General features: G+C 68.6%; 26 protein-coding genes. 13 read left to right on the forward strand and 13 right to left on the reverse strand.

The genetic code is table 11. The features are described from left to right. Positions 1-145 precede the first annotated feature (145 nt). Positions 146-1,969 carry a winged helix-turn-helix domain-containing protein gene (locus VH499_RS23805; RefSeq protein WP_332055260.1) on the forward strand — a complete coding sequence of 608 codons (1,824 nt, stop codon included), beginning with the start codon at positions 146-148 and terminating at the stop codon, positions 1,967-1,969. On the opposite strand, the gene VH499_RS23810 is transcribed toward VH499_RS23805, so the two are convergent. Next, entirely contained in the window at positions 1,966-2,421 is a 456-nt protein-coding gene (locus VH499_RS23810) for a YHS domain-containing (seleno)protein (protein ID WP_332055261.1), read from the reverse strand. The two genes, VH499_RS23805 and VH499_RS23810, sit on opposite strands and share 4 nt — an antisense overlap. A 212-nt stretch (positions 2,422-2,633) precedes the next feature. On the opposite strand from VH499_RS23810, the gene VH499_RS23815 reads away from it, so the two are divergent. Further along, a complete protein-coding gene (locus VH499_RS23815) occupies positions 2,634-3,254 on the forward strand; it encodes a cupin domain-containing protein (protein ID WP_332055262.1) in 621 nt (206 codons plus the stop codon). A 278-nt stretch (positions 3,255-3,532) separates the two neighbouring features. Here VH499_RS23815 and VH499_RS23820 read toward each other — a convergent pair whose 3' ends face one another. Beyond that, a complete protein-coding gene (locus tag VH499_RS23820; protein WP_332055263.1) occupies positions 3,533-4,006 on the reverse strand; it encodes a VOC family protein in 474 nt (157 codons plus the stop codon). 80 nt (positions 4,007-4,086) lie between these two features. Further along, positions 4,087-5,022, reverse strand: coding sequence for an LLM class flavin-dependent oxidoreductase (locus VH499_RS23825; RefSeq protein WP_332055264.1), 936 nt, complete (start codon positions 5,020-5,022; stop codon positions 4,087-4,089). 157 nt (positions 5,023-5,179) lie between these two features. Between VH499_RS23825 and VH499_RS23830 the strand changes: the two genes are divergently transcribed. Further along, a complete protein-coding gene (locus tag VH499_RS23830) occupies positions 5,180-5,575 on the forward strand; it encodes a cupin domain-containing protein (RefSeq protein ID WP_332055265.1) in 396 nt (131 codons plus the stop codon). 54 nt (positions 5,576-5,629) lie between these two features. Here VH499_RS23830 and VH499_RS23835 read toward each other — a convergent pair whose 3' ends face one another. Then, positions 5,630-6,577, reverse strand: a complete 948-nt coding sequence (locus VH499_RS23835; protein ID WP_332055266.1) for a LysR family transcriptional regulator — start codon at positions 6,575-6,577, stop codon at positions 5,630-5,632. Positions 6,578-6,698: 121 nt separating this feature from the next. Between VH499_RS23835 and VH499_RS23840 the strand changes: the two genes are divergently transcribed. Next, positions 6,699-7,190, forward strand: coding sequence for a cupin domain-containing protein (locus VH499_RS23840; RefSeq protein ID WP_332055267.1), 492 nt, complete (start codon positions 6,699-6,701; stop codon positions 7,188-7,190). A 17-nt stretch (positions 7,191-7,207) separates the two neighbouring features. On the opposite strand, the gene VH499_RS23845 is transcribed toward VH499_RS23840, so the two are convergent. Then, positions 7,208-7,597, reverse strand: a complete 390-nt coding sequence (locus VH499_RS23845; protein ID WP_332055268.1) for a carboxymuconolactone decarboxylase family protein — start codon at positions 7,595-7,597, stop codon at positions 7,208-7,210. Between the two features lie 128 nt (positions 7,598-7,725). Between VH499_RS23845 and VH499_RS23850 the strand changes: the two genes are divergently transcribed. Further along, positions 7,726-10,863 (forward strand): AAA family ATPase, encoded by a 3,138-nt coding sequence (locus VH499_RS23850; protein WP_332055269.1) that lies wholly within the window; start codon positions 7,726-7,728, stop codon positions 10,861-10,863. Positions 10,864-10,925: 62 nt separating this feature from the next. Here the strand turns inward: VH499_RS23850 and VH499_RS23855 are convergent, their stop codons facing one another. Both VH499_RS23855 and VH499_RS23860 read right to left on the reverse strand, forming a co-directional pair. Then, positions 10,926-11,405: a hypothetical protein gene (locus tag VH499_RS23855; RefSeq protein ID WP_332055270.1), complete on the reverse strand. Its 480-nt coding sequence runs from the start codon at positions 11,403-11,405 to the stop codon at positions 10,926-10,928. Between the two features lie 80 nt (positions 11,406-11,485). After that, positions 11,486-11,626 carry a hypothetical protein gene (locus VH499_RS23860; protein WP_332055271.1) on the reverse strand — a complete coding sequence of 47 codons (141 nt, stop codon included), beginning with the start codon at positions 11,624-11,626 and terminating at the stop codon, positions 11,486-11,488. Between the two features lie 275 nt (positions 11,627-11,901). Between VH499_RS23860 and VH499_RS23865 the strand changes: the two genes are divergently transcribed. Beyond that, on the forward strand, positions 11,902-13,206 hold the full coding sequence (locus VH499_RS23865; RefSeq protein ID WP_332055272.1) for an aromatic ring-hydroxylating oxygenase subunit alpha: 1,305 nt from the start codon (positions 11,902-11,904) through the stop codon (positions 13,204-13,206). A 38-nt stretch (positions 13,207-13,244) separates the two neighbouring features. After that, positions 13,245-13,739, forward strand: a complete 495-nt coding sequence (locus VH499_RS23870) for an aromatic-ring-hydroxylating dioxygenase subunit beta (RefSeq protein WP_332055273.1) — start codon at positions 13,245-13,247, stop codon at positions 13,737-13,739. Between the two features lie 199 nt (positions 13,740-13,938). On the opposite strand, the gene VH499_RS23875 is transcribed toward VH499_RS23870, so the two are convergent. Beyond that, the gene (locus VH499_RS23875; protein ID WP_332055274.1) at positions 13,939-14,463 is read right to left on the reverse strand and encodes a superoxide dismutase family protein; all 525 of its coding nucleotides are present in this window, start codon (positions 14,461-14,463) and stop codon (positions 13,939-13,941) included. A gap of 89 nt (positions 14,464-14,552) precedes the next feature. Continuing rightward, on the reverse strand, positions 14,553-14,897 hold the full coding sequence (locus tag VH499_RS23880; protein WP_332055275.1) for a hypothetical protein: 345 nt from the start codon (positions 14,895-14,897) through the stop codon (positions 14,553-14,555). Between the two features lie 314 nt (positions 14,898-15,211). On the opposite strand from VH499_RS23880, the gene VH499_RS23885 reads away from it, so the two are divergent. From VH499_RS23885 to VH499_RS23900, 4 genes are all read left to right on the forward strand, one after another. Beyond that, positions 15,212-15,622, forward strand: a complete 411-nt coding sequence (locus VH499_RS23885) for a hypothetical protein (protein ID WP_332055276.1) — start codon at positions 15,212-15,214, stop codon at positions 15,620-15,622. A gap of 231 nt (positions 15,623-15,853) precedes the next feature. Further along, entirely contained in the window at positions 15,854-17,104 is a 1,251-nt protein-coding gene (locus VH499_RS23890; RefSeq protein WP_332055277.1) for a hypothetical protein, read from the forward strand. A gap of 212 nt (positions 17,105-17,316) precedes the next feature. Continuing rightward, positions 17,317-18,303 (forward strand): ABC transporter substrate-binding protein, encoded by a 987-nt coding sequence (locus tag VH499_RS23895; RefSeq protein WP_332055278.1) that lies wholly within the window; start codon positions 17,317-17,319, stop codon positions 18,301-18,303. A gap of 109 nt (positions 18,304-18,412) precedes the next feature. After that, positions 18,413-19,372 (forward strand): ABC transporter substrate-binding protein, encoded by a 960-nt coding sequence (locus tag VH499_RS23900; protein ID WP_332055279.1) that lies wholly within the window; start codon positions 18,413-18,415, stop codon positions 19,370-19,372. A 78-nt stretch (positions 19,373-19,450) separates the two neighbouring features. On the opposite strand, the gene VH499_RS23905 is transcribed toward VH499_RS23900, so the two are convergent. The 3 genes from VH499_RS23905 to VH499_RS23915 form a co-directional block, all read right to left on the reverse strand. Beyond that, positions 19,451-20,125 (reverse strand): alpha/beta hydrolase, encoded by a 675-nt coding sequence (locus VH499_RS23905; protein ID WP_332055280.1) that lies wholly within the window; start codon positions 20,123-20,125, stop codon positions 19,451-19,453. A gap of 185 nt (positions 20,126-20,310) precedes the next feature. After that, positions 20,311-20,697 (reverse strand): hypothetical protein, encoded by a 387-nt coding sequence (locus VH499_RS23910; protein WP_332055281.1) that lies wholly within the window; start codon positions 20,695-20,697, stop codon positions 20,311-20,313. Positions 20,698-20,732: 35 nt separating this feature from the next. Beyond that, positions 20,733-20,987 carry a GlsB/YeaQ/YmgE family stress response membrane protein gene (locus VH499_RS23915; protein ID WP_332055282.1) on the reverse strand — a complete coding sequence of 85 codons (255 nt, stop codon included), beginning with the start codon at positions 20,985-20,987 and terminating at the stop codon, positions 20,733-20,735. A gap of 401 nt (positions 20,988-21,388) precedes the next feature. On the opposite strand from VH499_RS23915, the gene VH499_RS23920 reads away from it, so the two are divergent. Further along, positions 21,389-21,562, forward strand: coding sequence for a DUF1328 domain-containing protein (locus VH499_RS23920; RefSeq protein WP_332055283.1), 174 nt, complete (start codon positions 21,389-21,391; stop codon positions 21,560-21,562). 444 nt (positions 21,563-22,006) lie between these two features. Continuing rightward, positions 22,007-22,666, forward strand: coding sequence for a DedA family protein (locus tag VH499_RS23925; protein WP_332055284.1), 660 nt, complete (start codon positions 22,007-22,009; stop codon positions 22,664-22,666). A gap of 21 nt (positions 22,667-22,687) precedes the next feature. Here the strand turns inward: VH499_RS23925 and VH499_RS23930 are convergent, their stop codons facing one another. Next, on the reverse strand, positions 22,688-24,004 hold the full coding sequence (locus VH499_RS23930) for an NAD(P)/FAD-dependent oxidoreductase (RefSeq protein ID WP_332055285.1): 1,317 nt from the start codon (positions 24,002-24,004) through the stop codon (positions 22,688-22,690). Positions 24,005-24,131 lie beyond the last annotated feature (127 nt).

A 24,131-nucleotide genomic window follows, 5' to 3' on the forward strand; every position in this document is an offset into this window, starting at 1 on the left:
GCAAGCCGCCGACCGGCGGATTGAGGTCCGTCCCGGGCTCGACGACGACGTCCGGGTTGGACTTCAGCGACAATTGGGCAAATATTGACGCAACTGGACATTGCATGGGCCAAATGGCGTCCGTCCTCGCGTGCATTCAGGAGCGATGACCATTCGCAACGCCGACCGTCTCACGGAGATGCAGGCAAAGCGGCTGCAGTTTGGCCGCTATGTCCTCGATCTGGATCGCGGCGGCCTGTTTCTCGACGGGACCGAGATTGCCCTTCGGCCAAAGACCTTCGCGGTCCTGCGTCACCTCGTCGAAAATTCCGGCCGGCTTGTCTCGAAAGACGAACTCTTCGACTCGGTCTGGCCGAACCTGACCGTCACTGACGATGCGCTGGTGCAAAGCGTCGGCGAACTGCGACGGGCGCTCAAGGACGACGGATCGCGCTTCATCAGGACCATTCCACGCCGCGGCTATCGATTTGACTCCGAGGTGATGCCCGCCGGCTCAATCGACGGATCGGCGATGAACGTCGCATCGGTTCCGGCTGCGACATCCGATGCGCCTCGATCGTCGAGCGCCGGCATCGGCCGGCGCACGCCGCGCGGCTTCCTGACCATGGCGTTGGGCGGCTCGCGACCCGCATTGTTCGGCATGCTCGGTCTCGCGGTCCTGATTGCGGCGGGAGCGTTGTGGGCAGGCGCCGGAGCCGGGTGGAAATTCCCGGGCCTTGCGGGACGGGCCGACCGATCCGGGACGGGGAACGCGGAAGTCGGCGCCAGACCCGCCGTTGCCATTCTGCCCATCGTCAACCAGAGCGGCGATCCGGCCCGCGACTATTTCGCGGACGGATTGACCCAGGACATCATCGGTGCGCTCGGGAGGTTTCCCCAGTTGACCGTGATGTCATGGAACGCCGTCTTCCCCTACAAGAGCAGTCCCGCAAGCCCCGGCGAGATCGCCCGCAGCCTTGCGGTGCGCTATCAGGTCGAAGGCGGCGTCCTCCAGACCGGTGACCGCGTGCGGGTGACCGAGCAGCTCGTCGATGCGCAGGGTCGGGTGCTCTGGTCCGCCCGTTTCGACGAGCCGCTTGCCGATCTCTTTGCCCTGCAGGACAGGATCACTGCCGAGATCGCCGGCGCCCTGGCCATCCGCGTGAGGGAGATCGAACAGCGGCGGGTGCTCGCCAAGCCGACCGACAGTCTCGAGGCCTACGACTACGTGCTGCGCGCCAGGCCGGCGCTGCAGCGCCCGACGCGCGCGGACATCGCGCAGGCGCGCGTCTTGCTGAGGCACGCCATAGAAATCGATCCCAACTACGCCGATGCCTACGCCGCGCTCGCCGAGACTTATTACGTCGCCACGTCGATGGGCTGGGCGGAAGCGCCGACCGCGGTCCTCGATCGAGCGGAGGAATTGGCGAACAAGGCGCTGAGCATCGACGATTCCGAAGTGCGCGCGCACGTGATCCTCGGCCGTATCCATATCTTCCATCGTCAGTACGAACAGGCAAAGGCGGAGATAGATCGCGCGATCGCCGTCAATGCCAACGACGCGCATGGCATCGCCGGCCGCGGCAATATCCTGATGTGGTCGGGACAGACGGAGGCGGCGATCAGGGATCTGGAGCTGGCGCAGCGGATCGACCCCGATCTCGACGCGATGGATCGTTTTGCGCTCGGCCTGGCCTACTATCTGGAAGGGCGCTACGACGCGGCCATCGAGGAGGCGGAGCTCAATCTTCGCGAACACGCGGGCGCCAACTTCAGCCGCGTTGTCCTGGCGGCCGCCTATGCGCAAGACGATCGAACCGACGATGCCGCGCGGGTCGTGGCAGCGATTCGACGCTTCGACCCGACATTCGACGCGCGGGCTTTCGGAACCAAGTTCCTGAAGCCCGCGGATCTCGGACGCCTCCGCGACGGCCTGCGCAAGGCCGGCCTCGATGCCGCTCCGCCCGGCGCCCCGGCAACCGGCCGCTAGTTCCCGGGAACGAGCGCCCGGTTCTGGTTCGCCTTGTAGACGTTCTCGGAAAGATTCTTCTGGAACAGCTCCGGCCCCCCGGGCTTGCCGAAGATGTAGAGCTTGCCGCCGGAGATCAGCCAGTTCTCCGGGTCGGCCTCGACGAGTTCACCTTTGCTCAGCGCCATGGCGCAGAAGTTCTCGAACTGCGGCGCGTAACGCACGGGATCGGCCTTGAAGAGCTCGCGATGCTCGGCACGCGAGAACCGGTAGCGGTGATCGTCCCACTCGTACTCGATGTCGGGCAGCCCGCGCACGGGCCTTCCGTCGGTGAAATAGGCAACCGGATCATAGCCCTTGATCGCCAGGGGCGGTTTCTCGGCAGCCAGGGACCATGACGCCATCGCGAACAAGGTGCCTGCGGCCAGCAGCGCCGAGCCACGCGCCATGCCTCGCCGAGAGAAGCCGAGCATGGCGAACCCCCTTTCCCGAGTTGACCTTCCGGTGCCGACCGACGCGGCCGCCGAGATTGAACGTTAGCGCAACGTTGGCCGCGAATCGCGGCGTTTTTTCGTGGTTTCCTTCGACTTCTTTCGTTACCGCGCCTCACTTCCCTCACTACGTCTTCTCGGCGGAATTGGCCTCGCCTGGGCGCGGCCGGACATCTGGCTCGAGGAGCAGGACGATGAAATTGCGGACATCCGGCACCCGGCGTGTCGTCGTTTTGGCGCTCTCGCTCTGTCTGACGGCAGTGTTGCTGCCGCCTTCGGTCGCCGAGGCTCAGGGGAAATTCGTCGTCACGAAGATCACCGAGAAGAGGGTCAAGCAACTGCCGGCGGGGCCGCTCTACTGGGAGCTCGAAAATTTCCCCACGCTCGCGCAGGCGCAGGCCGCCGCAGGCGAAACGTCACTTGCCGCCGAGGTCCGGGGCAAGGCCTGGCTCTTCACCCTCGGTCCCAGGAACGGTCCGACCCGTGGCGGCACGAAAGTCGCCGAGATCGGGCCGGTACCGCCGATCAGCGCGCCCGAGTATTTGCTGCGCATCAACACCGGCAGCGGACCGCCCGGGGCCAGGACGTCGGTGCATATGCATCCCGGCGCCGAGACCTTCTATGTGCTGGCCGGTCAACTGGGGCAAAAGACTCCGGACGGCGTGAGCCATGTCGACGCCGGCCAGTCCATGCCCGGGCACAGTCCCGGCATGCCCATGGAAGTCTTCAACAGCGGCACAAGCGATCTGACGACCCTGGTGATGTTCGTGGTGGACGCCACCAAGCCGTTCTCGTCACCGGCCAGGTTCGAGTGAGCCATCGGCGCGGGCGGCACCGCGAGTGAGCGGCGCCCCGGGCATGGTGTAGCCGCCGGCGAGGTCGTGGGCCGGGAACATCAATGTCGACGTTCATGACCCCACCGCCCGCTGCGCGGGCACCTCCCCATCGCGGACGCCGCGATGGGGAGGCACAGCGATATCAACCGCGACGGTTCTTGCTCCACAGCCGATCCCGCCCGAACGACATCATCTGATCCTTCCGGACGCGGCGTGCGGCCTCCCGGGACGAGGTGATCCGGGTCGGCGGGGGAGCATCAGCCGCGCCGCGCCGCCACGATCGCGGCGACGTCGATCTTCTTCATGCCCATCATCGCCTGGAACGCGCGCCTTGCCTCGTCGCCGCCGGCCGCCATCGCCTCGGTCAGCACGCGCGGCGTGATCTGCCAGGAGACGCCCCACCTGTCCTTGCACCAGCCGCACGCGCTCTCCTGGCCGCCATTGCCGACGATGGCGTTCCAGTAGCGGTCGGTCTCGTGCTGGTCGTCGGTGGCGATCTGGAACGAGAAGGCTTCGTTGTGCTTGAACGCAGGGCCGCCGTTGAGGCCGAGACAAGCGACGCCGGCCACCGTGAATTCGACCGTCAGCACGTCGCCCTTCTTGCCGGAGGGATAGTCGCCGGGCGCACGGTGGACGGCCGCCACCGCGCTATCGGGAAAAGTCTCGGCATAGAAGCGGGCAGCGGCCTCGGCGTCCTTGTCGTACCAGAGGCAGATCGTGTTCTTTGCCATGACGCGTCCTTTCGCTTTGAGGTCGGATTCTCGCGGGGCGCTCATCAATACACGCCCTGCACGAGAGAAGCAGCGGAGTGTCACCAGCCGAGGTCGCGCTTGATCTTCGCAGCGAGGTCGAGGTGGCGTTCGTGGTCGCCGGCGAAGCGCAGCATGATATGGGTGACGCCCGCGTCGGCGTAGCTCTTGATCCAGGCCGCGGCCGCCGCGACGGGGCCGGCGAAGCTGCGCTGGCGGGCGCGCATGCCGGCCGCCGGCACGTTGTAGTAGTGCTCGAGATAGGCGTTGATCCTGGCGTCGGCGCGCGCCGCGTCGTCGTCGATCGCCAGCGTGAGATACATGGCCGCCGTGATCGCTCCGGGATCGCGTCCCGCCGCGCGCGCCGCCGCCCGCACCTCCTCCATCTGCGCCGGATATTCCTGCGGCGTCGGCAGGTTGGGGAACCAGCCGTCATAGAGCCGGCCGGTGCGCGCGCGGCCCGCCGGCAGGCCGCCGCCGAACCAGATCGGCGGACCGCCCGGCTCATGCGGCGTCGGGCCGACGGTGCCTTGCTTCACCGTCCACAGACCGTCCCAGTCGACCGGCTTGCCGCTCCACAGCGCCTTGCAGAGGCGCATCGCCTCGTTCATGCGGCCGACGCGCTTGTCGAACGGCACGCCCGTCGCCTCGAACTCGCGGCGGATCGCCGGCATGTCGGCGGCGATGCCGATGCCCAGGATCAGCCGGCCTTCGGCGATGCGGTCGAGCGTCGCCACCTGGTGCGCGAGCAGCACCGGATTGCGCAGCGCCGGCAAGAGCACGGCGGTGCCGAGCTCGGCCTTGCGCGTGCGCGCGGCGACGGCGGCCAGCAGGGTCAGCGGATCGTGGCGCGGCCGCGCCGTCACCGAATCGCCGACCCAGATCGAAGCGAAGCCCAGCGCCTCGGCGCGCTCGGCCAGCTCGAGCAGCGCCCCGGTCTCGGGCTGGTTCTCCATGACGCGCTCGCGCGTCGGCAGCAGGTATCCAAGCTTCGGCATCGCGGTCCTCCCGCCGCGAGCATAGGGCAGCATACGGCGACGACGCCACTTCGGGCGCGGATCGATTCCGGTCCCGGGCGCGGCCTTGATCTCCGGCCACGAGTGGAGGACGCTTGCGAGATCGCGATGCACTGATCGTCACGCCACGGAGAAGACCATGACCGCTTTGATCGATCGGCCGGCCAGGCACGAAGGCACGGTGGGCGGCTCCACCTACGTCAAGCCGTCGCAGATGGACTGGAAGCCGACACGGTTCGAGAAGATCTCGATCAAGGTCCTCTATGAGGATGCCGAAAAGCGCGAGATGACCTGCCTTCTCAAGCTGGAGCCGGGAGCTCACGTGCCGTTCCACAAGCACCCCGAGATCGAGCAGAGCTTCGTGCTGGAAGGCTCCGTCGAGGATCATGACGGCGTCGCGACGGCCGGCGACTATATCTGGCGCAAGCCGGGCTCCCTGCACGAGAACTGGTCGGCCGGCGGCGCCGTGCTGCTGGCCGTCTATCGCAAGCCCAACATCTACTACGATGCCGGCCGGGAAACCGCGGGCTTCTGACGATTTGCAAGTCCGCGCACGGCGCCGACGGCCGGCCTTCAATGACGACCGGCCTCAGGCGAACACCTTGATGGCCTCGACGACCTGCTCGCGCAGCCAGCGATGGGCGGGCGCGTGGTCGTGCCGGCGGTGCCAGTAGAGGTGCACCTCCGGCACCGGGATCGGGATCGGCGGCTGGTAGATGCCGAGCGCGAGCTTGCCCGCGAACGCCTGCGCGAACTGCACGGGCACCGCCGCCAGCAGCCGGCCGCGCGCGACGGCCAGCGCCACGCCGTAGAACTGCGGCAGCGTGAGCACGACCCGCCGCCTTCGGCCCATCGCCTCCAGCGTGTCGGAGACCGAGCCGCTGACGCTGCCGTCGATCGAGCGCAACGCGTGGGGCAGGGCGCAGTAGAGATCGATCGGGATCGGGTCGCCCTCGTGCACGCCGGCGGCGGCGAGCTCGGGATGGCCCCTGGCGGCGATGACGACGAACGGCGAGCGGAACAGCCCCTGGCGCGAGATCCATTCCGGCACGTCGAGCGGCCGCTCGATCGCCATGTCGATCTCGTCGTTGATCAGGAGCTGGTCGACGTCGCCGCGCGCGCTGTCGAGAAGGTGCAGGGTGATGCCGGGCGCCGCGCGCGCCACCGTCTCCGACAGGCCCGGCATCAGCAGCATGGAGAAGAAGTCGGCGCTGAGCAGGGTGAAACCGCGAACCTCGGCGGCGGGATCGAAGCGGGCGCCTGAAGTCAGCGCCTGCTCGATGCGGGCCAGCGCGTCGCGCAGCGGTTCGGCCAGCGCCAGCGCGCGCGGCGTCGGCACCATCGCGTTGGCCTGGCGGACGAACAGCTCGTCGCCCAGGAGATGGCGCAGCCGGCCGAGCGCGGCGCTGACCGCGGGCTGGCTGAGGCCCACGCGCTCGCCGGCGCGCGTGGCGCTGTGCTCGCGCATCAGCGCGTCGAAGACACGCAGCAGGTTGAGGTCGAAGGCGGCGAAATTCATGGCGTCGATCCGGCCCATAAGATCATTGGATTTCCACGTCGGCGGCGGCCGACGTATCGATGGCCGGCAGGCCGGCGTCGGAGCGGTCGCCGAACAGGACCACCGGCGCCGAGCCTAACATCGGCACAGGAGCCTCACGATGAAGGACGATACGTTGCAACTGACACCGGTCGTGCGCCAGCCGGGCGAGGGGCCGCGGCACGACATTCTGGGCACCACACACTTATATAAGGGCTTGGCCGCGGAAACGGGCGGCGTCTCGGTGTTCGAGGAAACCGTCCCGCCGGGCGCCGGCGCGCCGCCCCATACCCACAGCCGCGACGACGAGGCGTTCTACGTCGTCGAAGGCGAGATGACGTTCGAGATCGAAGGCCGCCACCTGCCCCTGCGGCTCGGCGCCGGCAGCTTCGTCTTCGCCCCGCGCGGCAGCCGCCATGCCTTCCGCAACGAAACCGACGCCAGCGCCAGGATGCTGGTCATGGCGCTTCCCGGCGCCGGGCTCGAGCGGATGTTCGGCGCCTTCGACGAGGCCGTGCGCAGGGCAGGCGGCATGCCGCCGCTCGACGAGATCGTGGCGATCGCGGCCGGCAACGGCGTCACGGTCGAGCCGCCGGCGCAGCCTGCGGCCTGACCCGGGGTGCGGGATCCTCATTGGCGTCGCATGTCCTCGAAGACCTGCCTCGCCGTCAGCATCGCCTCGCGCACCGGCGGCAGGCCGATGTAGCCGCAGATATGCAGCAGCGCTTCGGACAGCTCGTCCTCCGTCCAGCCCTGGTTGCGCGCCATGCGCAGATGGATCGCAAGCTCCGCCCAGCGCGCCTGTGCGGTGTCCGACACGACGCAGATCAGCGCCCGCGTCTTCATGTCGAGGCCGGGCCGGGACCACAACATGCCCAGCACGGCCTCGCGGGCGTAGTCGCCGCACTTCCTCATCAGCGGGTCGTCGCGCAACGTCTTTTCCATGCGATCGGCGTAGTCCTCGCCCATCAGCGTGCGCCAGTTCTCGACGCCCTTCCTGTAGCTCTCGCTTGCGGCCATCGTCTCCTCCCGTCGGGACCGACTCTAGCCGAGGTCGGACGGCGGAGGACCTGGCCTCGGCGCGTTTCGCCCTACTGACCGCCGGGCTTGTGTCGTAAGGTCGGGCTGCGGTGTTCCGGGGGAATGGCGTGGAGCCGGATCGTCTGGTCTGTACGCAATGCGGCAAGGACGTGGCGCGGGACGACAACTTCTGCGCGTCGTGCGGCTTTGCGCTCGGCCGGCAATGCCCGGCCTGCGGCCGCCCGTTGCATGTCGGCGAGCGCTTCTGCCGCAGTTGCGGCGCGAAGGCCGCGCCGGGCGAAGCGGCGGGCGGCGCGCCGGAAGCGAGGGCGGACATGGCGGAGGCCAGCAACGCCTTCGTCACCATGCTGTTCCTCGACATCAAGGGCTCGTCGAGCATGATCGAACCGCTCGAGCCCGAGGCCGCGGCCGACCTGATGGACGCCATCCACGATCGGCTGACGCGGCACATCCGTCGCTTCGGCGGCCATGTCGTCAATTTCCAGGGCGACGGCTTTCTCGCGATCTTCGGCGCTCCCGAGGCGCGCGAGGATCACGCCACCCGCGCCCTGCTCGCGGCCGTGTCGATCCGCGACGAGATCGTGCAGCAGGGCGTGCCGCAGGTGCCGACGGTCCGCATCGGCGTCCATTCCGGCGACGTCTTCACGCGGCGGATCCGGACCGACTTCGCGTCGGACTTCGACGCCATGGGCGTGACCGTCCATGTCGCCAAGCGCCTGGAAGAGGCGGCCGAGGACAACGGCATCCTGACCTCCTACGCTACCTACCGCCTGTCGCGGCACCTGTTCGACTTCGAAAGCCTGGGCGCGCGCAGCCTGCGCGGCATCGCGCACAGCTTCGAGGCCTTCCGGGTGCTGGGCTTCCGCGCCGCCCCGAGCAGTGCCGTGGTCGGCGAGGCGGGGCCGCGACCTATGGTCGATCGCGAGCTCGAACGGTCGACACTCGCGAACGCGCTCGGCCTGGCGCTGCGCGGGCGCGGCCAGGGCATGGTGCTGGTGGGCGAAAGCGGCATCGGCAAGTCGCGGCTGAGCCAGGAGCTGGCCGAGATGGCGCGCGGCCAGGGTTCGGTCGTGCTGGTCCACGAGGAAGTGACCGAGGGGCTGGCCTATTCCTACTCGGCGATCCTGCGCCTGATGCGCCAGCTCGGGCGGATGGACCGCGACGCGGGCGAGATGTCGGCGGCGTCCCTCGTCTACGATCGCGGCGACGTCGTGGGCGATGGAACGTCACCGCTGCCCAGCGACAACGAGGCGGCGCTGCGCGCCGAGTTCGCGGGCCTGCTCGAGCGCGTCAGCGATCGCCATCCGCTGGTGCTGATCGTCGACGACGCGCAATGGGTCGATCCGGAGTCGCTCGCCATCCTGTTCGATGCGATCGCCGCGATCGGCGACCTGCGCGTGCTGTTCCTGATCTGCACCCGCGGGCTGCGGCCGATGCCGCGCCTCGACGACGCCGCCAACATCAGCTTCATGCGCATCGGCCCGCTCGACGACGAGGCCTGCCTGGCGCTGTTCCGCACGGTCGTGCTCGCGGCGGCTTCGGCGCCGTCGGTCGAGGCCAGCATCGTCGCCGTGACCGGCGGCAATGCGCTCTTCGTCGAGGAGCTGGCGCTCGCCGCCTCGTCGGGAAGCCTCGACGAGGACATCGCCCGGCACGCCCTCGCCGACCGCGAGATCGAACCGATCGGCCGCATCCGCTCGATCGTGCTCGACCGCGCCGACCGCCTGGAACCGCGGGCCCGGCAGATGCTGCAATATGCGGCGCTGCTGCAGTTCGACTGCTCGCAGGAGCTGCTCGCCGCCGTGTCGGGCATCGCCGATCCGGCCGCCGCCGCCGGGGCGGTCCGCGCGCTGCAGGCGGCGGGCTATCTGCGGCGCTCGCGGGCGGGCGAGCAGGCGCTGTTCGGCATGCGGCACTCGCTGCTGCGCCAGATCGTGGAGCGCAGCATCATCCGGCTGGAGAAGCGCCGCCTGCACGGACGCATCCGCGACGTGCTGGGCGCGACCGAAGGGTTCGACCAGTCCTTCGAGGTGCTCGCCCATCACGCCACGCGGGCCGAGGACTGGGCGCGCGCGGCGACCGACTGGCGGCAGGCCGGGGTGAGGGCAGTCGAAGCCTCGCTCTACCGGCATGCGGCGAGCTGCCTCGAGCAGGCGCTCGACGCCACCCTGCAGCAGCCCGACGATCCGGACCGGTCGAAGCGGCAGAGCGAGATCCGCATGCTGATGCGGCTCTGCCTGGCGCCGATCGGCGAATACAAGCGGCTCTATTTCCATCTCGGCCAGGTGGCGCCCGCGGAGTCGGAGGCCGAGGAGCCGGGCGCGCGCCTGGCGCGGCTGCTGAGCCTCGCCCATGTCGAGAACATCTGCGGCAACGTGCGGCTCAGCCGGGCCAGGGCGGCCGAGGCCCGCCGTTTCGCCGAGGCGATCGGCCAGGAGGGGGCGCGCCACGTCGCCACCTACGTGCTGGCGCAGGGCCACGAATTCGCCGCCAACTACGCCGAATGCATCGAGCTCGGCACGCGCTCGCTCGACGAGCTCCTGGTGTCGGGCCGCCACGAGCGCTTCCAGCTCACCGGCACGGCGTCGGTGCTGTTCGCGAGCCTGCTCTCCCATGCCCATGCCTATCGCCACGAGCGCGCCGACGCCGAGCGCTCGGGCGCACTCGCGGTCGAGATCGCACGCGAGACGCAGCGGCCGTTCGACCTCGGCGTCGCCTGGTTCGGACAGGGCTGGGGGCGGATGATCGGCAACGATCTCGCCGGCGCCTTGCCCTGCTTCGAGCAGGCGGCGGAGCAGGTCAGGGATCAGCGCCTGGGACTGCTCGAATCGATGATCGATTGCCGCCTGCGCTACCTCAAGGTGGCGGTCGACGGCGAGACGCTCGAAGCCGTGCGGCCGGAGGAGGCCTGCGAGAACGCCGTCGAGATGCCGCACATCTGGTGCTGGAGCAAGCTGCACTGGGCGATGGCCGAGAGCCACAGCGGCCGTCTCGACCGGGCCGCGCAGATCATCGGCGACATCCTGCCGATCGCGCGCCTGAACCACTATCGCGGCGTGTCGGCGTGGGCGCACGCCGTGCTGGCCGAGGTCGCCTGGCGCTCCAATGCGCCCGAGCGCGAGCGCCTGGCCATCGCCCGCCGCGCCCGCCGCCTGAACGACATGATCGGGCTGTCGTGGAAATTCGCCGATGCCGAGTGGGCGCGCCCGTCGCCCGACCAGCGGCGGCCCGCCGCCGTCGCCTAGACGCCGGCGACGCGCCTCATCGCACGCCAGCGCAACGCGGCGGTGGCGCCGCGCCGCTGCGGTCAGGGCAGCGGAGTGACCTTCGCCAGCTCCTCGGCCTGCGCCTGGGCGATCACCGCCTGGCGGGCTTGCTCGAACGGATGCAGGCCGCCGACGGAGTCCGCGACCAGGAGCATGCGCGAGACCAGATCGCCGCCGAACCACCAGCCCGACATCCACTCGCAGGGCAGCTCGCCCGGCACGCCGCGTCCGACGCTGCCGATCGCGAACACGACGTTCTGGGTCGCATCCTCGAAGGTGACCACCTGCGGCGGCGCGACGAACCCGCAGAACGGATTGACCGCGGCCTCGCCGTAGACCGAGCGGACCACGCTGTGCGAGTCGTACCAGAGCCTGACCCTGTCCTTGCCGATGAAGACGCCGGGCGTGTGGCAGATCGACTTGGCCGCGCCCGCCCCCACGATGTAGACGACCTTGTCGTCGAGATAGGGATAGATCTTGTCGTAGCTGCGCGCGATCCATGCGGTGAGGATCGTTTTCACGATCGCTTGACGGTCCGCTGCCATCGGTCGGCCCCCCTCGTTCACACCCCGCGAAACGCTAGAAAGTCCGGCGGGGGTCGTCAACCGCCGGGCAGCGCGAAGCGGCCGAGCAGGGCGCGCAGATCGTCGGTCTGCTCGAACGTCCACAGCGCCGGCAGGAGCGCATCGACCTCGCCGGTGATGTCCCCGTCGATCAGCGCGCGTGCCGCCGTCAGGTACATGCTCCTCGCCCCCGCGAGGGGGAGAGGCGGGGAGAGGGGGCTGCGAAGATTGGCGCTGTGCGTCACCCCCTCTCCCAACCTCTCCCCCAAGGGGGAGAGGAGGAAGAGGGAGAGGGAGAGGAACCCCCAAGGGGGAGAGGAGGAAGAGGAAGAGGAGTCCCGCGATCATGCTCCTCGCCCCCGCGAGGGGGAGAGGCGGGGAGAGGGGGCGAAGCTCCGGTCGTTGCGCCATCGCCACCGCTTCTCCTAAGCTTTCCCCCACGAGGCAGAGGAACATGAGCGCCACGGACTCAAACGCGGTGGACTACCGCCGGCTGGTCGAGGACCGGCGGGTGCATGGCAGCCTCTATACCGACGCCCGCGTGTTCGAGGACGAGCTCGATCGCATCTTCCGCCGCGGCTGGGTGTTCGTCGGCCACGACTCGGAGATCGCGAACGAAGGCGACTGGGTGACGCGCCGGCTCGGGCGCGAGCCGGTGATCATGGTGCGCGCGGGCGACGGGCGCGTGCATGTGCTCGCCAACCGCTGCGCCCATCGCGGCACGATGCTCTGCTGGCAGGATCGCGGCGGCGGAAGGCGCTCCTTCCAGTGCAGCTACCATGGCTGGGTATTCGGCCTCGACGGCAGGCTCAGGAGCCTGCCCGGCCGCAGCGGCTTCGAGGGCGCGCTGGAGCGGCTCGACCTCGCGCGGCCGGGCCAGGTCGCGAGCTACCGGGGCTTCGTCTTCGCCAACCAGAGCGGCGACGCGGGACCGCTCGACGATCATCTCGGCCCGGCCGGCAAGGCGCTGATCGACCGCGCGCTGGCGCTCTCGCCGGTCGGCCGCCTCGCGATCGGCGCCGGCTGGGTCGGCCAGCGCGTCGCCTCCAACTGGAAGATGTGGCCCGAGAGCGACAACGACGGCTACCACCTCGCGATCGCCCACGCCTCGCTGCAGAAGGCGGTGCCGGGCACGCAGTACGAGGCGGCGCTGTTCTCGCCCGAGCTCGACAACACCTCGCAGGCGCGCGACCACGGGCGAGGCCATGTCGAGCTCGAGCTGCGCTCGGGCTACGACCGCGAGCTCGCCTGGCTCGGCACCACGCGCGACAAGGTGCAGGCCTATGCCGACGCGCTCGCCAAGGCGCACGGCAGGGAAATGGCCGACCGGCTCCTGTGGGACGGGCCGCCGCATGCGCTGATCTTCCCCAACCTGTTCCTGGGCGAGATGAACCTCGCCATCATCCAGCCGGTCGGGCCGGACGAGACGATCCACTATCACACGCCGCTGCTGCTCGACGGCGTCGACGAGGCGCTGAACCGGCGCATCCTGCGCCAGTCCGAGGCGGCGATGGGCCCGGCCTCGTTCTTCCTGCCCGACGATGCGGTGATCGCCGAGCGCATGCAGCAGGGCTGGCGGGTCGATCGCGCGACGGCGGACGGCTGGGTCGATCTCGGCCGCGGCGTGGCGCGCGAGCGGCGCGACGGCGGGGGCGACGGAACGGGCGACGGTGCGGGCCGCGTCGGTCATGTCAGCGACGAGACCACCAATCGCGGCTTCTGGCGGCACTATCGCGACGTCATGACGGGGCGCACATGACGGGCTGCACATGACGGGCTGCACATGAGGGGCGCGGCATGATCGGCCTCAGCGCGGAGGAGCGCGCCGAGATCGAGGCCTTCGTCTTCCGCGAGGCGCGGCTCGCCGACGAGGCCGACTATGCGGGCTGGGAGGCGCTGCTGACCGACGACATGCACTACTGGGTGCCGTTCGGCCCGGCCGGCTACGAGGCTGGCGCGCGCATGAGCTACATCAACGACAACCGCACGCGGCTCGCCACGCGCCTGCGCCAGCTCATGACCGGCCACCGCCACGCCCAGACGCCGCCCTCGCCGATGCGCCGGATCATCTCCAACCTCGAATTGCTGGAGCGCACCGAGCGCGAGTATCTGGTGGCCGGCAACTTCGCCCTCTACGAGCTCTCCGCCCAGGCGACCCGCGAGCTGCGGCTGTGGGCCGGCCGCACGACCTGGCGCCTGCGCCGCACCGACGACGGCCTGCGCCTGTGCCGCAAGGTGGTCGAGCTGGTGAACGCGTCAGAGCCGCAATGGTCGCTGGCATTCATCATCTGACGAAGCCCCTCTCCTGGCCTCTCCCCCAAGGGGGAGAGGGACATGAAGAAGCTTGTCGCAGCTCATGCTCCTCGCCATCGACAGGCGACGAGGGACATGAAGAAGCTTGTCGCAGCTCATGCTCCTCGCCCCCGACAGGGGGAGAGGCGGGGAGAGGGGGCAGGGGCGAGCCGGAGGCTCGCGGTCCGGAAGAAGAGATTCACTCGGTGATGACGCCGCAGGCGATGCGGTCGCCGGCGTTGCCGGCGGGGTCGGTCCGGTAGTCGTCGGCGCCGGCGTGGATCACGATCGCCGAGCCGTCGGCGTCGAACACCGAGTTGGGCTGGCCTTTGGCCAGGGTGATCAGCGGATTGGCGATCTCGACGGCGAGCACGCCGCCGGCGGGCACGTGAAGGTTGGGCATGTCGCCGGCATGCTGGCCCTCCGCCGCTTCCATGCCGTGCTTGTGACTGCCGGGATTGAAATGGCCGCCGGCGCTGGTGAAGCCGGGCGGCTCGCACTTGCCGACGGCGTGGATGTGCACGGCGTGCTCGCCCGGCGGCAGGCCCTTCAGCGACAGCTTCAGGAGAACGCCGTGCGGCGTCTGCACCAGTGCGACCTCGCCGACATCGAGGCCCTTCGCATCCTTGAGCAACGCCTTCGCCGTCTCGGCCTCGGCCGCGAGCGAGCCGCAGCACCCGGCCGCCAGCACCGCGACGCCGCACAAGATCCCCCTGACGTCCATTGCCGCCTCCCATTCATTCCCGTCGCGCCCGTCCCGTCGCGCGTGGCGTGGCGCACGATGGGGAAAAGGGGCCGCGGGATCAACCGCCGCTAGCCGACCTTGGGCAGGCGGAGGTTGAGATGGCCGACCTTGGTCGACCAGCGCACGGCGGGAAGGTGCGGGCTCGGCCGGGGATAGAGCGTGTCGGCGGCGAGCGGCTTCACGACGATGCGCTCGTCGAGCACCTCGCTCGCCTCGTCGCGGCAATATTCGAGATAGATCCGCCGCCGCCCCTGCAGGCCGAGGATGAAGCCGGCGCCGACGAGGCTCTCGTGGGTGAGGTTCCAGCGCGCCTCGACGCCCTGGACCTCGTGCAGCTCGAGGCCGCGCGTCTGCGCCAGCGCAAGCGCGCGCATGAACAGGTGGATATCCGTGAACGACGGATTGACCGCCATCGGGCCGGGTCCTTGCCCACTGAGGAGTCGCAGATGCATCCCGTCCGTTACGCGGCGGACGATCCCGAGGTTCCGCGGACAATCGGGCGAAGGTTGGATGCATGCGCCGTGAACATCGCCGGTCGCCGCGCGACGAGGCTGCCCACAGCGGGCCTGGAAGCCGGTTCGGACTGCAAATAGGCGACTGCACTCGGTGCGCTTGTGAACAGAGGCGCGAAGTCCGCACGCTTCGGCGAGTCAGACGAGACATTCGAGGCTATAAGCCGTCGGAACATCAACGCTCGACACGGGCAGCCGCAGGGGAGCCTGCAGCCATGTTCAGCTTGTCCTGGGAGCGAAAGCGACACGTCCTGCTGATCCGATTCTCGGATGTCCTGACCTCGCGGGACATGGCCGAAACGGATCTCGCCATCGTCGAATTCGTCGCCGAGCACGGTCGCGGCGACACGATCTACGACTTCACCGCCACGACAGCCGTCGCGATCCCGCAGACCGGCTTCGTGGCGCGCCGTTACCAGCCGCCGCTCAGTCCGGGCTCGGCGCGGATCATCGTCGCGCCGCGCGACGACCTCCGTCACGAATCGCTCGAGTTCGCCGAGCAGCAGGCCGAGCTGGGATTCCTGCGCCCCCATGTGACCCGGACGCTCGAAGAGGCGTTCGGGATCCTGCGGCTCGGCGCGCGGCCGGTTTTCGAACTGCTCCTAGCTCCGGCGCTGCGCGCCTGATCGATCAGTCCTCGCGCTTGTCGTGGCCGGACTCGCCGGGCCGCTGCGCTGTCCGTCACCCCCTCTCCCAACCTCCAAGGGGGAGAGGAGGAAGAGTTCCTCGCCCCCGCCAGGGGGAGAGGTTAGGAGAGGGGGCTGCGAAGACTGGCGCTGTGCGTCACCCCCTCTTCCACCTCTCCCCCAAGGGGGAGAGGTGGAAGAGGAAGAGGAAGAGCGACGGGAAGGCCGGAGATGAGAGCAATAACGATATCGATCGGCATCGGCGTGGTCGCCGCGATCTGCATCGTCGGCTGTCCGTCGTCGCGCGCCGCCACGCTCGACCAGCGGTCGATCGCCTTCGACGACCTCGCGCCGGCGGGGCTGCGGCTCGAGCAGTGCTGGGACGCGATCGGCATGGACAGCCGCGAGCGGGTCTATATCGGCTTCACCAGCAAGCGCGCCGACGGGCGCGAGGATTTCGCCGTCTTCCGCTACGACCCGGCGACGGGCGAGCGCCGCTTCCTCGGCACCTTCATGGACGTCTCGCAGGCGGCCGGCAATCTCGCACCCGGCGAGGAAATCCCCAAGGGCCACACGCACATGGTCGAGATCGGCGGCCGGATGTACATGGCCTCGCAGGGCTTCCACGATCTCAAGGGGCCGATCGACACGCTGCCGCGTTACCGCGGATCGCATCTCTACGCCTACGATCCGGCGCGCGAGACGCTGGAGGAGGTGAGCCGCGCGCTGCCCGGCGGCGTGGTGACCGAGCACCAGGGCCTGATCGCGCTGGCCCACGCGCCGGGCTCCGATCTCCTGGTCGGTCTCGCCCATCCGTCGAGCGACATCGTGCTGTTCGACACCGCGCGCGAGCGGGTGCAGCGGATCGTCGCCGGCATCCCGTGGCGGCTCGGCAATCCGCTGAGCCGCGAGATCGTCGCCACGAAAGCGGGCAGGATCTACACCTACCGCGGCACCGAGGAGCCGGCGCAGCGCGGCGAGGCGCATCACATCTGGGCCTACGATCTCGCGACGAAGGCGATGAGCGAGACGGCGTACACGGCGACCGCGGGCTTCTGGAACGGCCAGACCTCGACGCGCGACGGCGCGACGATCTGGCTCTCGACGGTGAACGGCGAGCTTTACCGGCTCGATGTCGCGAGCGGAGCCTTCACCCACCTCGGCACCTTCCTGCCGAGCGACGAGGTCGCGGCCGGGGAGCAGGTGGATCAGCTCTACGGCATCACGCTCTCCGCCGACGGGCGGCGCATCTACGGCATTCCGCGCCGCCACCACGCCCGCGGCTCGAACCTCTATGCCTACGAGATCGCGTCGGGCGCGGTCACGCCGGTCGGGACCGTGGAGCCGGCCGTCTATGCCGGCAGCGACGTGCGCGATTCGCGCGGCGACATCTACGTCGCGCGCTTCGGCGACGGCGGCGCGTCCTGGGAGGGCAGGGCGCGGCTCGCCATCCTGCGCAGTCGCCAGGGTCAAAACCCGTGAAGTCGTGCGACCTGCTCCCGCAATGAGGCCATGGCGACGGGTTGCGATCTCACATGCCGACGGGCGCGCTGCCGCGAGCTCTGTCGTCCTGAGCGCAACCCGATCGCGCGTGGCTGCCACGTAACTGCGCAGCGTCAAGCGCCGCCGTTGTCTCTTCTGGGCGCTGGCTTGACCGGCTACTATGGTTAGTCCTGTCTCCGCAGAACAAGGCAATGCGACGACGCGATCTCATCACTGTCATCGGAGGAACGCCGATCGCCTGGCCGTGCACGGTTCTCGCACAGCCCACGGGCCAGGTGCGTCTGGTCGGCGTGTTGATGGGGTTTGAGGATGAAGCGATATCGCGGGCGCTGGTTGCGCAATTTCGGGCTTCGCTCGCGACTCTCGGTTGGAAAGAAGGTGACAATCTTCGCATTGCACTGCGGTGGGGGACGGGTAGCACCGACAGGATTGCAGCGCTCGCAAGAGAACTGGTCAACATGCGACCTGACGCGATCCTTGGTGAGACCACTCCCGTCGCCGTCGCGCTCGCCCGCGAGACGAAATCAATCCCGATTGTATTCGTGACGGTATCGGATCCGGTCGGCAGCGGTCTTGCGGCAAGCGTCGTACATCCGGGGGGCAACGTCACGGGCTTTACCTATGTCGAATCTACAGTGGGTGGCAAATGGGTCGAGCTGCTGAAGGAACTGGTGCCACGTACCCTCCGCGTCGCGCTGCTGTTCAATCCGGCAACGGCGCCGCCGCTCAAGTTCTACCTGCCGTCCATTCAAGCGGCTGCAACATCGCTCGCCATCCAGACGAGCACAGCCCCGGTGCACGCCCGGGACGAGATCGAAACCGTTGTTGCCGCACAAGCGCGCGGTCCCGGGGGCGGCCTGATTGTGATGCCGGATATATTCAACGCAGCACATCACGAGCTGATCATTGCACTGGCGGCCCGCTACGGCGTGCCCGCGATCTTTGGCAATGACTTCGCGGAATCGGGCGGGTTGATTTTCTACGGCGCTGATTTCGCCGAGACCTTCCGGCTCGGGGCGGGATATATCGACCGTGTCCTCAAGGGAGCAAATCCGGGAGACCTGCCGATTCAGCTGCCGCAGAAGTTCACGCTGTCCCTCAACCTCAAGACCGCCAAGGCGCTCGGCCTCACCGTCCCGGGTTCACTGCTCGCCCGTGCCGACGAAGTGATCGAATAGTCCTTTCTTGCTGCAACGCACGAGTCCGGTTGTGGACCCAAACCGGAGGTTGCCCTCTGTCACCCTTCCAGGCGGCGCGATACTGTTGGCAATATTTGAGGGGTGGCGAATGAAGCGACGGGGGGTCATTCTCGGTCTTGCGATGCTTGCCAATGCCCGTGGCGCAGGCGCTCAAGGCCGCGCGCACCGGGTTGGAGCCCTTCTTGCCGAGCAAGCCCAGGTCAACATTGTCCAAAAGGTTCTCGAGGAGAAAGGGTGGCTGCTCGGCCAAAATCTCCAGATCGAATATCGAGTAACCGGCGGCGATACCAATCTTTCCCGTGCATATGCCCGCGAGCTTCTCGCTTTGCAGCCCGATGTGTTGTTCGCCGTCAGCAACACATCGATGGCCGCGTTGCATGCCGAACGTTCTGATATTCCGACTGTCTTCGCGATGGTCAGCAATTCAGTCGAAATGCATTACGTCGAGAGCTTCTCGCACCCCGGCGGCAACGCGACCGGCTTTACGCCATTCGAGCCGTCGCTCGGCAGTAAATGGGTTTCACTATTGAAGGAAGCGACGCCAAACGTTGACCATATCGGGATCGTTTACAATCCTGAACCGGGCAACAATTCCTCGACGTTTCGCAAATCAATTGATGACGTCGCGCGCAGGGTGGGGATTGTCTCGATCGAGACACCGCGTGGGGACAGCTCCGACATCGAGCGTCTGATTCGCGCGCTCAAGGACAAGCCGAACAGTGGGCTAATTTTTCTCCCGGATGCGATCACCTATGTCCGGCGCGCTGAGATCACTGCGCTGGCGGCGCAGTGCGGGCTGCCAGCGATCTACCCGTTCCGCGCCTTCTGCGAGGCGGGCGGCCTCATGTCATACGGGGTCATCATCGGGAAGATCATCGCGGCCGGCGTATCCTATGTCGATCTGGTGTTGCGTGGTGCCAAACCTGCCGAACTGCCTGTCCAGGGCCCGACCGAATTCGAGTTTGTCATGAACCAAAGAACTGCACGGCAACTGGGCGTGCGATTGCCTCCCGGGTTGCTCGCCCGCGCCGACGAGGTGATGGAATAGGATGCCGATGTCGTGACCCACAGCGGACATGACAGCCCGATGCTTGAAGCTCCGGGCTCAATGAAAAGGAACATGCCGCTATGTCGCGTCAAGAATTTCGGTCAGCGCGTCGGGCATGTCGAGCATCGCGTCATGTCCGCAGGGCAGTTCCTTCGCGATCCAGCCCGGATCGGACTTGGTGCGCTTGTAGGTGCGATCGAAGGCCACCGAAGGAAAGTCGGTCGCACGGATATAGAGCTTGCGCGGCACCGCACGATACTCACCGCTGAGCGTTAGCTTCTCGGTGGCGCAGGCAACCGGGTGGGGTGTGCACTGCCGGTCGACCCACTGGCGATCGTGCTGGTTGACGCGAAACACTTCGGCGCTGGTCGGCGGCAGGGTAAGGCCGGGCGGGATCTCGCGCGGGCGCAGATCGGCCCATGACTGGCCGCTCTCCGGCACATACGCATCGAGATAGACGAGCGCCGCAATCTGCTCCGGCATCTGGTCGGCGACGCCCGTCACGACCATCCCGCCATAGGAATGGCCGCAAAGAACGATGTCGTTCATCTCCTCCCAGCGGATGAGATTGACGACATCGGTGATGTGGGTGCTGAGATTGACCGACGCGGACAAGAGGTGAGACCGGTCGGCGAGGCCGGTGAGCGTGGGAGCATAGACTCGATGCCCCTTGGCCGTGAGCCGGTCATTCACTCGGCGCCAGCACCATCCGCCATGCCAGGCCCCGTGAACGAGTACGAAAGTCTTGGCCATCGCATCGATCCCGTTCGTTGCAAGAGAAAAAAATATCTTTGCGCCTTGCGTGTGCCAAGGATGACGGCACGGCGTGCGGTCGACTTGGGCTGCTGTTGGCCCGCCTCGGACGAAGCAGCAGATGCCACCGATGTCTCGAATCGGGTCGAAAGCAGACGCGCCGGCCGACCTTATGGGTTCTGGGCCTAGTCGTTGGGCCTGAACTCCCTGACCCACGGCGGCGAAGCCGACGAGGGCAGCGGCTCGCCCTGCCGCAGCTTCGCCAGCGTGTCCGGGCAGCCTGCCTGCTCCAGCAGGTCGGCCAGATAGGGATAGCGGCTCGTGAGGTCGACCTCGGCGCCGTCCGGCCAGCCGCCCGCGGGCCGCGCGCGCACGTCCTCGGCGGTCGCGGCCATGGCCGTCACCGTGCGCGAGCATTTGTACTCGCGGTCCCAGGCGGCCGAGCTCGTCCACAGCCACCATGCGACGCCGCCGGCGATGCAGGTGAGCAGGACGCAATAGGCCGTGCCGACGAGGATGTCCTGCGCCGAGGGCTGCAACGATCGATCGCGGCGGCGATTGCCGAGATCCATCGGCGCGATTTCGGCCGCCCCGCGTCGCCGCGGCGTCAGGCCCGCTTGATCGCCCGCAGGATGACGAGCAGGATCACGGCGCCGATGATCGCCGTCACGATGGAGGCGATGAAGCCCGAGCCGATGCTGAGGCCGAGCGCGCTGCCGAGCCATCCGCCGATGAACGCGCCGACGATGCCGACGACGATGTCGCCGATGATGCCGAACCCGCCGCCCTTCACCAGCAGGCCGGCAAGCCAGCCCGCGATCGCTCCGATGACCAGCCAGACGATGATGCCATGCGCTTCCATATGGTCCCCCCGTAGGTTCGTCCCGCGGCAGGTTGAGGACACCGGCGCGCGGTCGTCAAGGCCGTAACGGCGCCTCAATAGAGGACGGACGGGAGACAGGCCCCGTCGGGCTCGTTGTAGAGGCCGGTCGTCATCAGGGTCATCTGGCAGACGAGCCTGGGACCCGACGTGAGGCATCAGGTGAAGAGCTCGTGGTTGCGCGTCGGCAGCAGGAAGCCCGGGCCGGCCCGGAACATTGAGCGGCCGCACGCGTTGGCTCCTCACCAGGCCATGCATGCCCTGCGCTGACCGCCTGACGCAATGACAGCAGCTCGTCGCGACCGGCGCGGGCTGCTGTTCCTTGCCGGAGCTTGCGTCGTTGCGTCGAGCGATTCCTCCTTCACCGTTGGCGAGACCGAACCATGCTCAAGTGGGCCCTCATCTTCTTCCTGATCTCGATCGTCGCGGGGTTCTTCGGCTTCAGCGGCGTCTCGGCGGCGGCCGCCGGCATCGCCAAGGTGCTGTTCTTCATCTTCCTCGTGCTCTTCATCGCCGTCCTGGTCTTCGCGCTGGTGACCGGCGCGATGGTGTTCTGAGCTGGCGGCGGCGGGCTGCAGGGCCGCCGCCGCAGTGACCTGGAAGGCGTCGCCGAGCTTTCCCGGAAGCGGCCTGTTAGCGACTTCTCTTCCGGACCGCGAGCCTCCGGCTCGCCTATGCATCCGGGCGAGCGAGACGCTCGCGGTCCGGAAGAGGGCTCTGAGGGCAACGCCGGCGACCGCACCGATCTCTTCTCTTCGGGACCGCGAGCCTCCGGCTCGCTCGTGCCCCCTCTCCCCGCCTCTCCCCCTTGGGGGCGAGGAGCATGAGGTGCGGCAAGGTTCTTCATATCCCTCTCCCCCTTGGGGGAGAGGCGAGGAGAGGGGGACCCACGCGCGGCTTGCCATGACCAGCGCCCCACCGGCGCCCCTTGTCGCAAGCGGGCCGGGAATGCGCTATGAAGCGGCTTCTTCACCGCACCGAGTTGAGATGGAGACCAAGCCATGCATGGGCTGCTCCATGCCGAACTCCCGCACCTCCTGCATCTCTACGGCTACTCGATCGTGGCGCTCATCGTCGCGCTCGAGGGCATGGGGCTGCCCTTGCCCGGCGAGACGACGCTGGTCGCGGCGGCGCTCTACGCCGGCTCGACGCGCGACCTCAGCATCGGCTTCATCATCCTGGCCGCCTTCATGGGCGCCGTGACCGGCGACAATGCGGGCTTCTGGATCGGCCGCGGGATCGGGCTGCGGCTGGCGCTTCGCTACGGTTCCTACATCTGGCTCACGGAGCGGCGCATCAAGCTCGGGCAGTTCCTGTTCCGCCGGCACGGCGGAAAGCTCGTGTTCTTCGCGCGCTTCGTGGCGCTCTTGCGGGCGCTGGGGGCGTTTCTCGCCGGCATGAACCAGATGCCGTGGCGCCGCTTCGCGATCTTCAATGCCGGCGGCGGCGCGGTCTGGGCGACGCTTTACGGCCTTGCCGCCTATCTCGTCGGAGACGAGCTCGAGCGGCTGTCCGGACCGATCGCGACCGTGACCTCGCTCGCCGCACTCGCCGCGGTCGCCGGCGGCCTGCTCTTCCTGCACCGCCACGAGCAGCGGCTCGCCGACGAGGCCGAGCGCCAGTTGCCCGGCCCGATCCGGCGTTCGGCCCCGCTCTGGTGAGAACGCCCGGCGCACGGCAGGTCACCGCGCGGCATCGTGCTCGTCCTCGTCGTCGCGGACACCGGTGATCAGGCGCGCGCCGCGCCCGTAGGTGAACCACGCCCAAGACCAGTTGACGTAGACCACCAGGCGGTTGCGGAAGCCGGCCAGCAGGAAGAGGTGGACCAGCGACCAGAACAGCCATGCCGGGAAGCCCGTGAGCTGCATGCGGCCGAGCCACGCCACCGCGCGCGAGCGGCCGATGATGGCGAGCGTGCCGAGGTCGCGATAGCGGAACGGACCGGGCGGCGGCCGGCCGGCGATCCTGTTGGCGATCACGCGGGCGACGTACTTGCCCTGCTGCTCGGCGACGGCGGCGAGGCCGGGCAGGGGCTTGCCGTCGGAGCCGGCGAGGCTCGCGACGTCGCCCAGCGCGAAGACGCCGTCGTGTCCGGGCACCGAGCAGTCGGGCGCCACCTTGACCGCGCCGTTGCGCGCGGCGTCGGCGTCGATCCACGCGGCGGCCGGCCGCGCCGCGGTGCCGGCGCACCAGAAGACGTTGGCGCTCTCGATGCGCTCGCCCGCCACGTCGACGCCGCCGGCGTCGATCTCGTCGACCGTGGCGCCCAGCCGGACCTCGACGCCGAGCCCGCCCAGCGCCCGGACGGTGTAGGCCGAGAGGCGCGCGGGGAAGGCGGCAAGCAGGCGCGGCCCCGCCTCGCACAGCACGATCCGCGCCTGACGCGGCTCGATGTGACGGAAATCGCGCGCCAGCGTGGAGCGGGCGAGCTCGGCGATCGACCCGGCGAGCTCCACGCCGGTCGGCCCGCCGCCGACGACGACGAAGGTGAGCAGGCGGCGGATCTCGCCCGCGTCGCTGCGGCTCTCGGCACGCTCGAACGCCGACAGCAGCCGGAGCCGGATCGCCGCCGCGTCGTCGAGCGTCTTGAGCACGGTCGCGTATCGGGTCCAGTCGTCGTGGCCGAACCAGCTATACGCGGCGCCGGTGGCGAGGATCAGATGGTCGTAGGGAAAGTCGCCGGTGTCGCGAACCATGACGACGCGGCGGGCCGGGTCGACGGCGGTCACCTCGCCCATCAGCACGGTGACGTCGCGCGCGCGGCGCAGGACCGCGCGGACCGGAGTCGCGATGTCGGATTCCGCCAGCGCCGCCGTCGCCACCTGGTAGAGCAATGGCTGGAAGAGATGGTGGTTCTCGCGGTCGATCAGCAGGATGTCGGCGCCGCGCCCGGCGAGACCGCGGGCGGCGGTGAGGCCGCCGAATCCCGCGCCGACGATGACGATCCGCGGCCGTTGGCCATGAGCTTGCATCGCGGTCTGCTCCATATCCTTGCGCACGATCCCCGCGACGCCCCTGACCCTGCTTCATGTCCTTCCCGGCGGGCCCGTCGGCATTCTCGCCTTCGGGGAGAGGTCAGGAGAGGGGTTGCAACGGCACGTGCGGCAGGTTTGCCCCCTCTCCCCA

This window comes from Reyranella sp., assembly GCF_036558665.1.
In the GTDB taxonomy this organism is placed as follows: Bacteria; Pseudomonadota; Alphaproteobacteria; order Reyranellales; family Reyranellaceae; genus Reyranella.

Bases quoted from the DNA above. Each gene is read 5' to 3' on its own strand.
- VH499_RS23825 (WP_332055264.1), bottom strand. From the start codon at position 5,022: ATGCCGAAGCTTGGATACCTGCTGCCGACGCGCGAGCGCGTCATGGAG.
- VH499_RS23845 (WP_332055268.1), bottom strand. From the start codon at position 7,597: ATGGCCGCAAGCGAGAGCTACAGGAAGGGCGTCGAGAACTGGCGCACG.
- VH499_RS23910 (WP_332055281.1), bottom strand. From the start codon at position 20,697: ATGGATCTCGGCAATCGCCGCCGCGATCGATCGTTGCAGCCCTCGGCG.
- VH499_RS23875 (WP_332055274.1), bottom strand. From the start codon at position 14,463: ATGGACGTCAGGGGGATCTTGTGCGGCGTCGCGGTGCTGGCGGCCGGG.
- VH499_RS23820 (WP_332055263.1), bottom strand. From the start codon at position 4,006: ATGGCAAAGAACACGATCTGCCTCTGGTACGACAAGGACGCCGAGGCC.
- VH499_RS23805 (WP_332055260.1), top strand. From the start codon at position 146: ATGACCATTCGCAACGCCGACCGTCTCACGGAGATGCAGGCAAAGCGG.
- VH499_RS23900 (WP_332055279.1), top strand. From the start codon at position 18,413: ATGAAGCGACGGGGGGTCATTCTCGGTCTTGCGATGCTTGCCAATGCC.
- VH499_RS23815 (WP_332055262.1), top strand. From the start codon at position 2,634: ATGAAATTGCGGACATCCGGCACCCGGCGTGTCGTCGTTTTGGCGCTC.
- VH499_RS23860 (WP_332055271.1), bottom strand. From the start codon at position 11,626: ATGTACCTGACGGCGGCACGCGCGCTGATCGACGGGGACATCACCGGC.
- VH499_RS23885 (WP_332055276.1), top strand. From the start codon at position 15,212: ATGTTCAGCTTGTCCTGGGAGCGAAAGCGACACGTCCTGCTGATCCGA.
- VH499_RS23810 (WP_332055261.1), bottom strand. From the start codon at position 2,421: ATGCTCGGCTTCTCTCGGCGAGGCATGGCGCGTGGCTCGGCGCTGCTG.
- VH499_RS23870 (WP_332055273.1), top strand. From the start codon at position 13,245: ATGATCGGCCTCAGCGCGGAGGAGCGCGCCGAGATCGAGGCCTTCGTC.
- VH499_RS23920 (WP_332055283.1), top strand. From the start codon at position 21,389: ATGCTCAAGTGGGCCCTCATCTTCTTCCTGATCTCGATCGTCGCGGGG.
- VH499_RS23895 (WP_332055278.1), top strand. From the start codon at position 17,317: ATGCGACGACGCGATCTCATCACTGTCATCGGAGGAACGCCGATCGCC.
- VH499_RS23865 (WP_332055272.1), top strand. From the start codon at position 11,902: ATGAGCGCCACGGACTCAAACGCGGTGGACTACCGCCGGCTGGTCGAG.
- VH499_RS23915 (WP_332055282.1), bottom strand. From the start codon at position 20,987: ATGGAAGCGCATGGCATCATCGTCTGGCTGGTCATCGGAGCGATCGCG.
- VH499_RS23890 (WP_332055277.1), top strand. From the start codon at position 15,854: ATGAGAGCAATAACGATATCGATCGGCATCGGCGTGGTCGCCGCGATC.
- VH499_RS23880 (WP_332055275.1), bottom strand. From the start codon at position 14,897: ATGGCGGTCAATCCGTCGTTCACGGATATCCACCTGTTCATGCGCGCG.
- VH499_RS23830 (WP_332055265.1), top strand. From the start codon at position 5,180: ATGACCGCTTTGATCGATCGGCCGGCCAGGCACGAAGGCACGGTGGGC.
- VH499_RS23925 (WP_332055284.1), top strand. From the start codon at position 22,007: ATGCATGGGCTGCTCCATGCCGAACTCCCGCACCTCCTGCATCTCTAC.
- VH499_RS23835 (WP_332055266.1), bottom strand. From the start codon at position 6,577: ATGGGCCGGATCGACGCCATGAATTTCGCCGCCTTCGACCTCAACCTG.
- VH499_RS23905 (WP_332055280.1), bottom strand. From the start codon at position 20,125: ATGGCCAAGACTTTCGTACTCGTTCACGGGGCCTGGCATGGCGGATGG.
- VH499_RS23840 (WP_332055267.1), top strand. From the start codon at position 6,699: ATGAAGGACGATACGTTGCAACTGACACCGGTCGTGCGCCAGCCGGGC.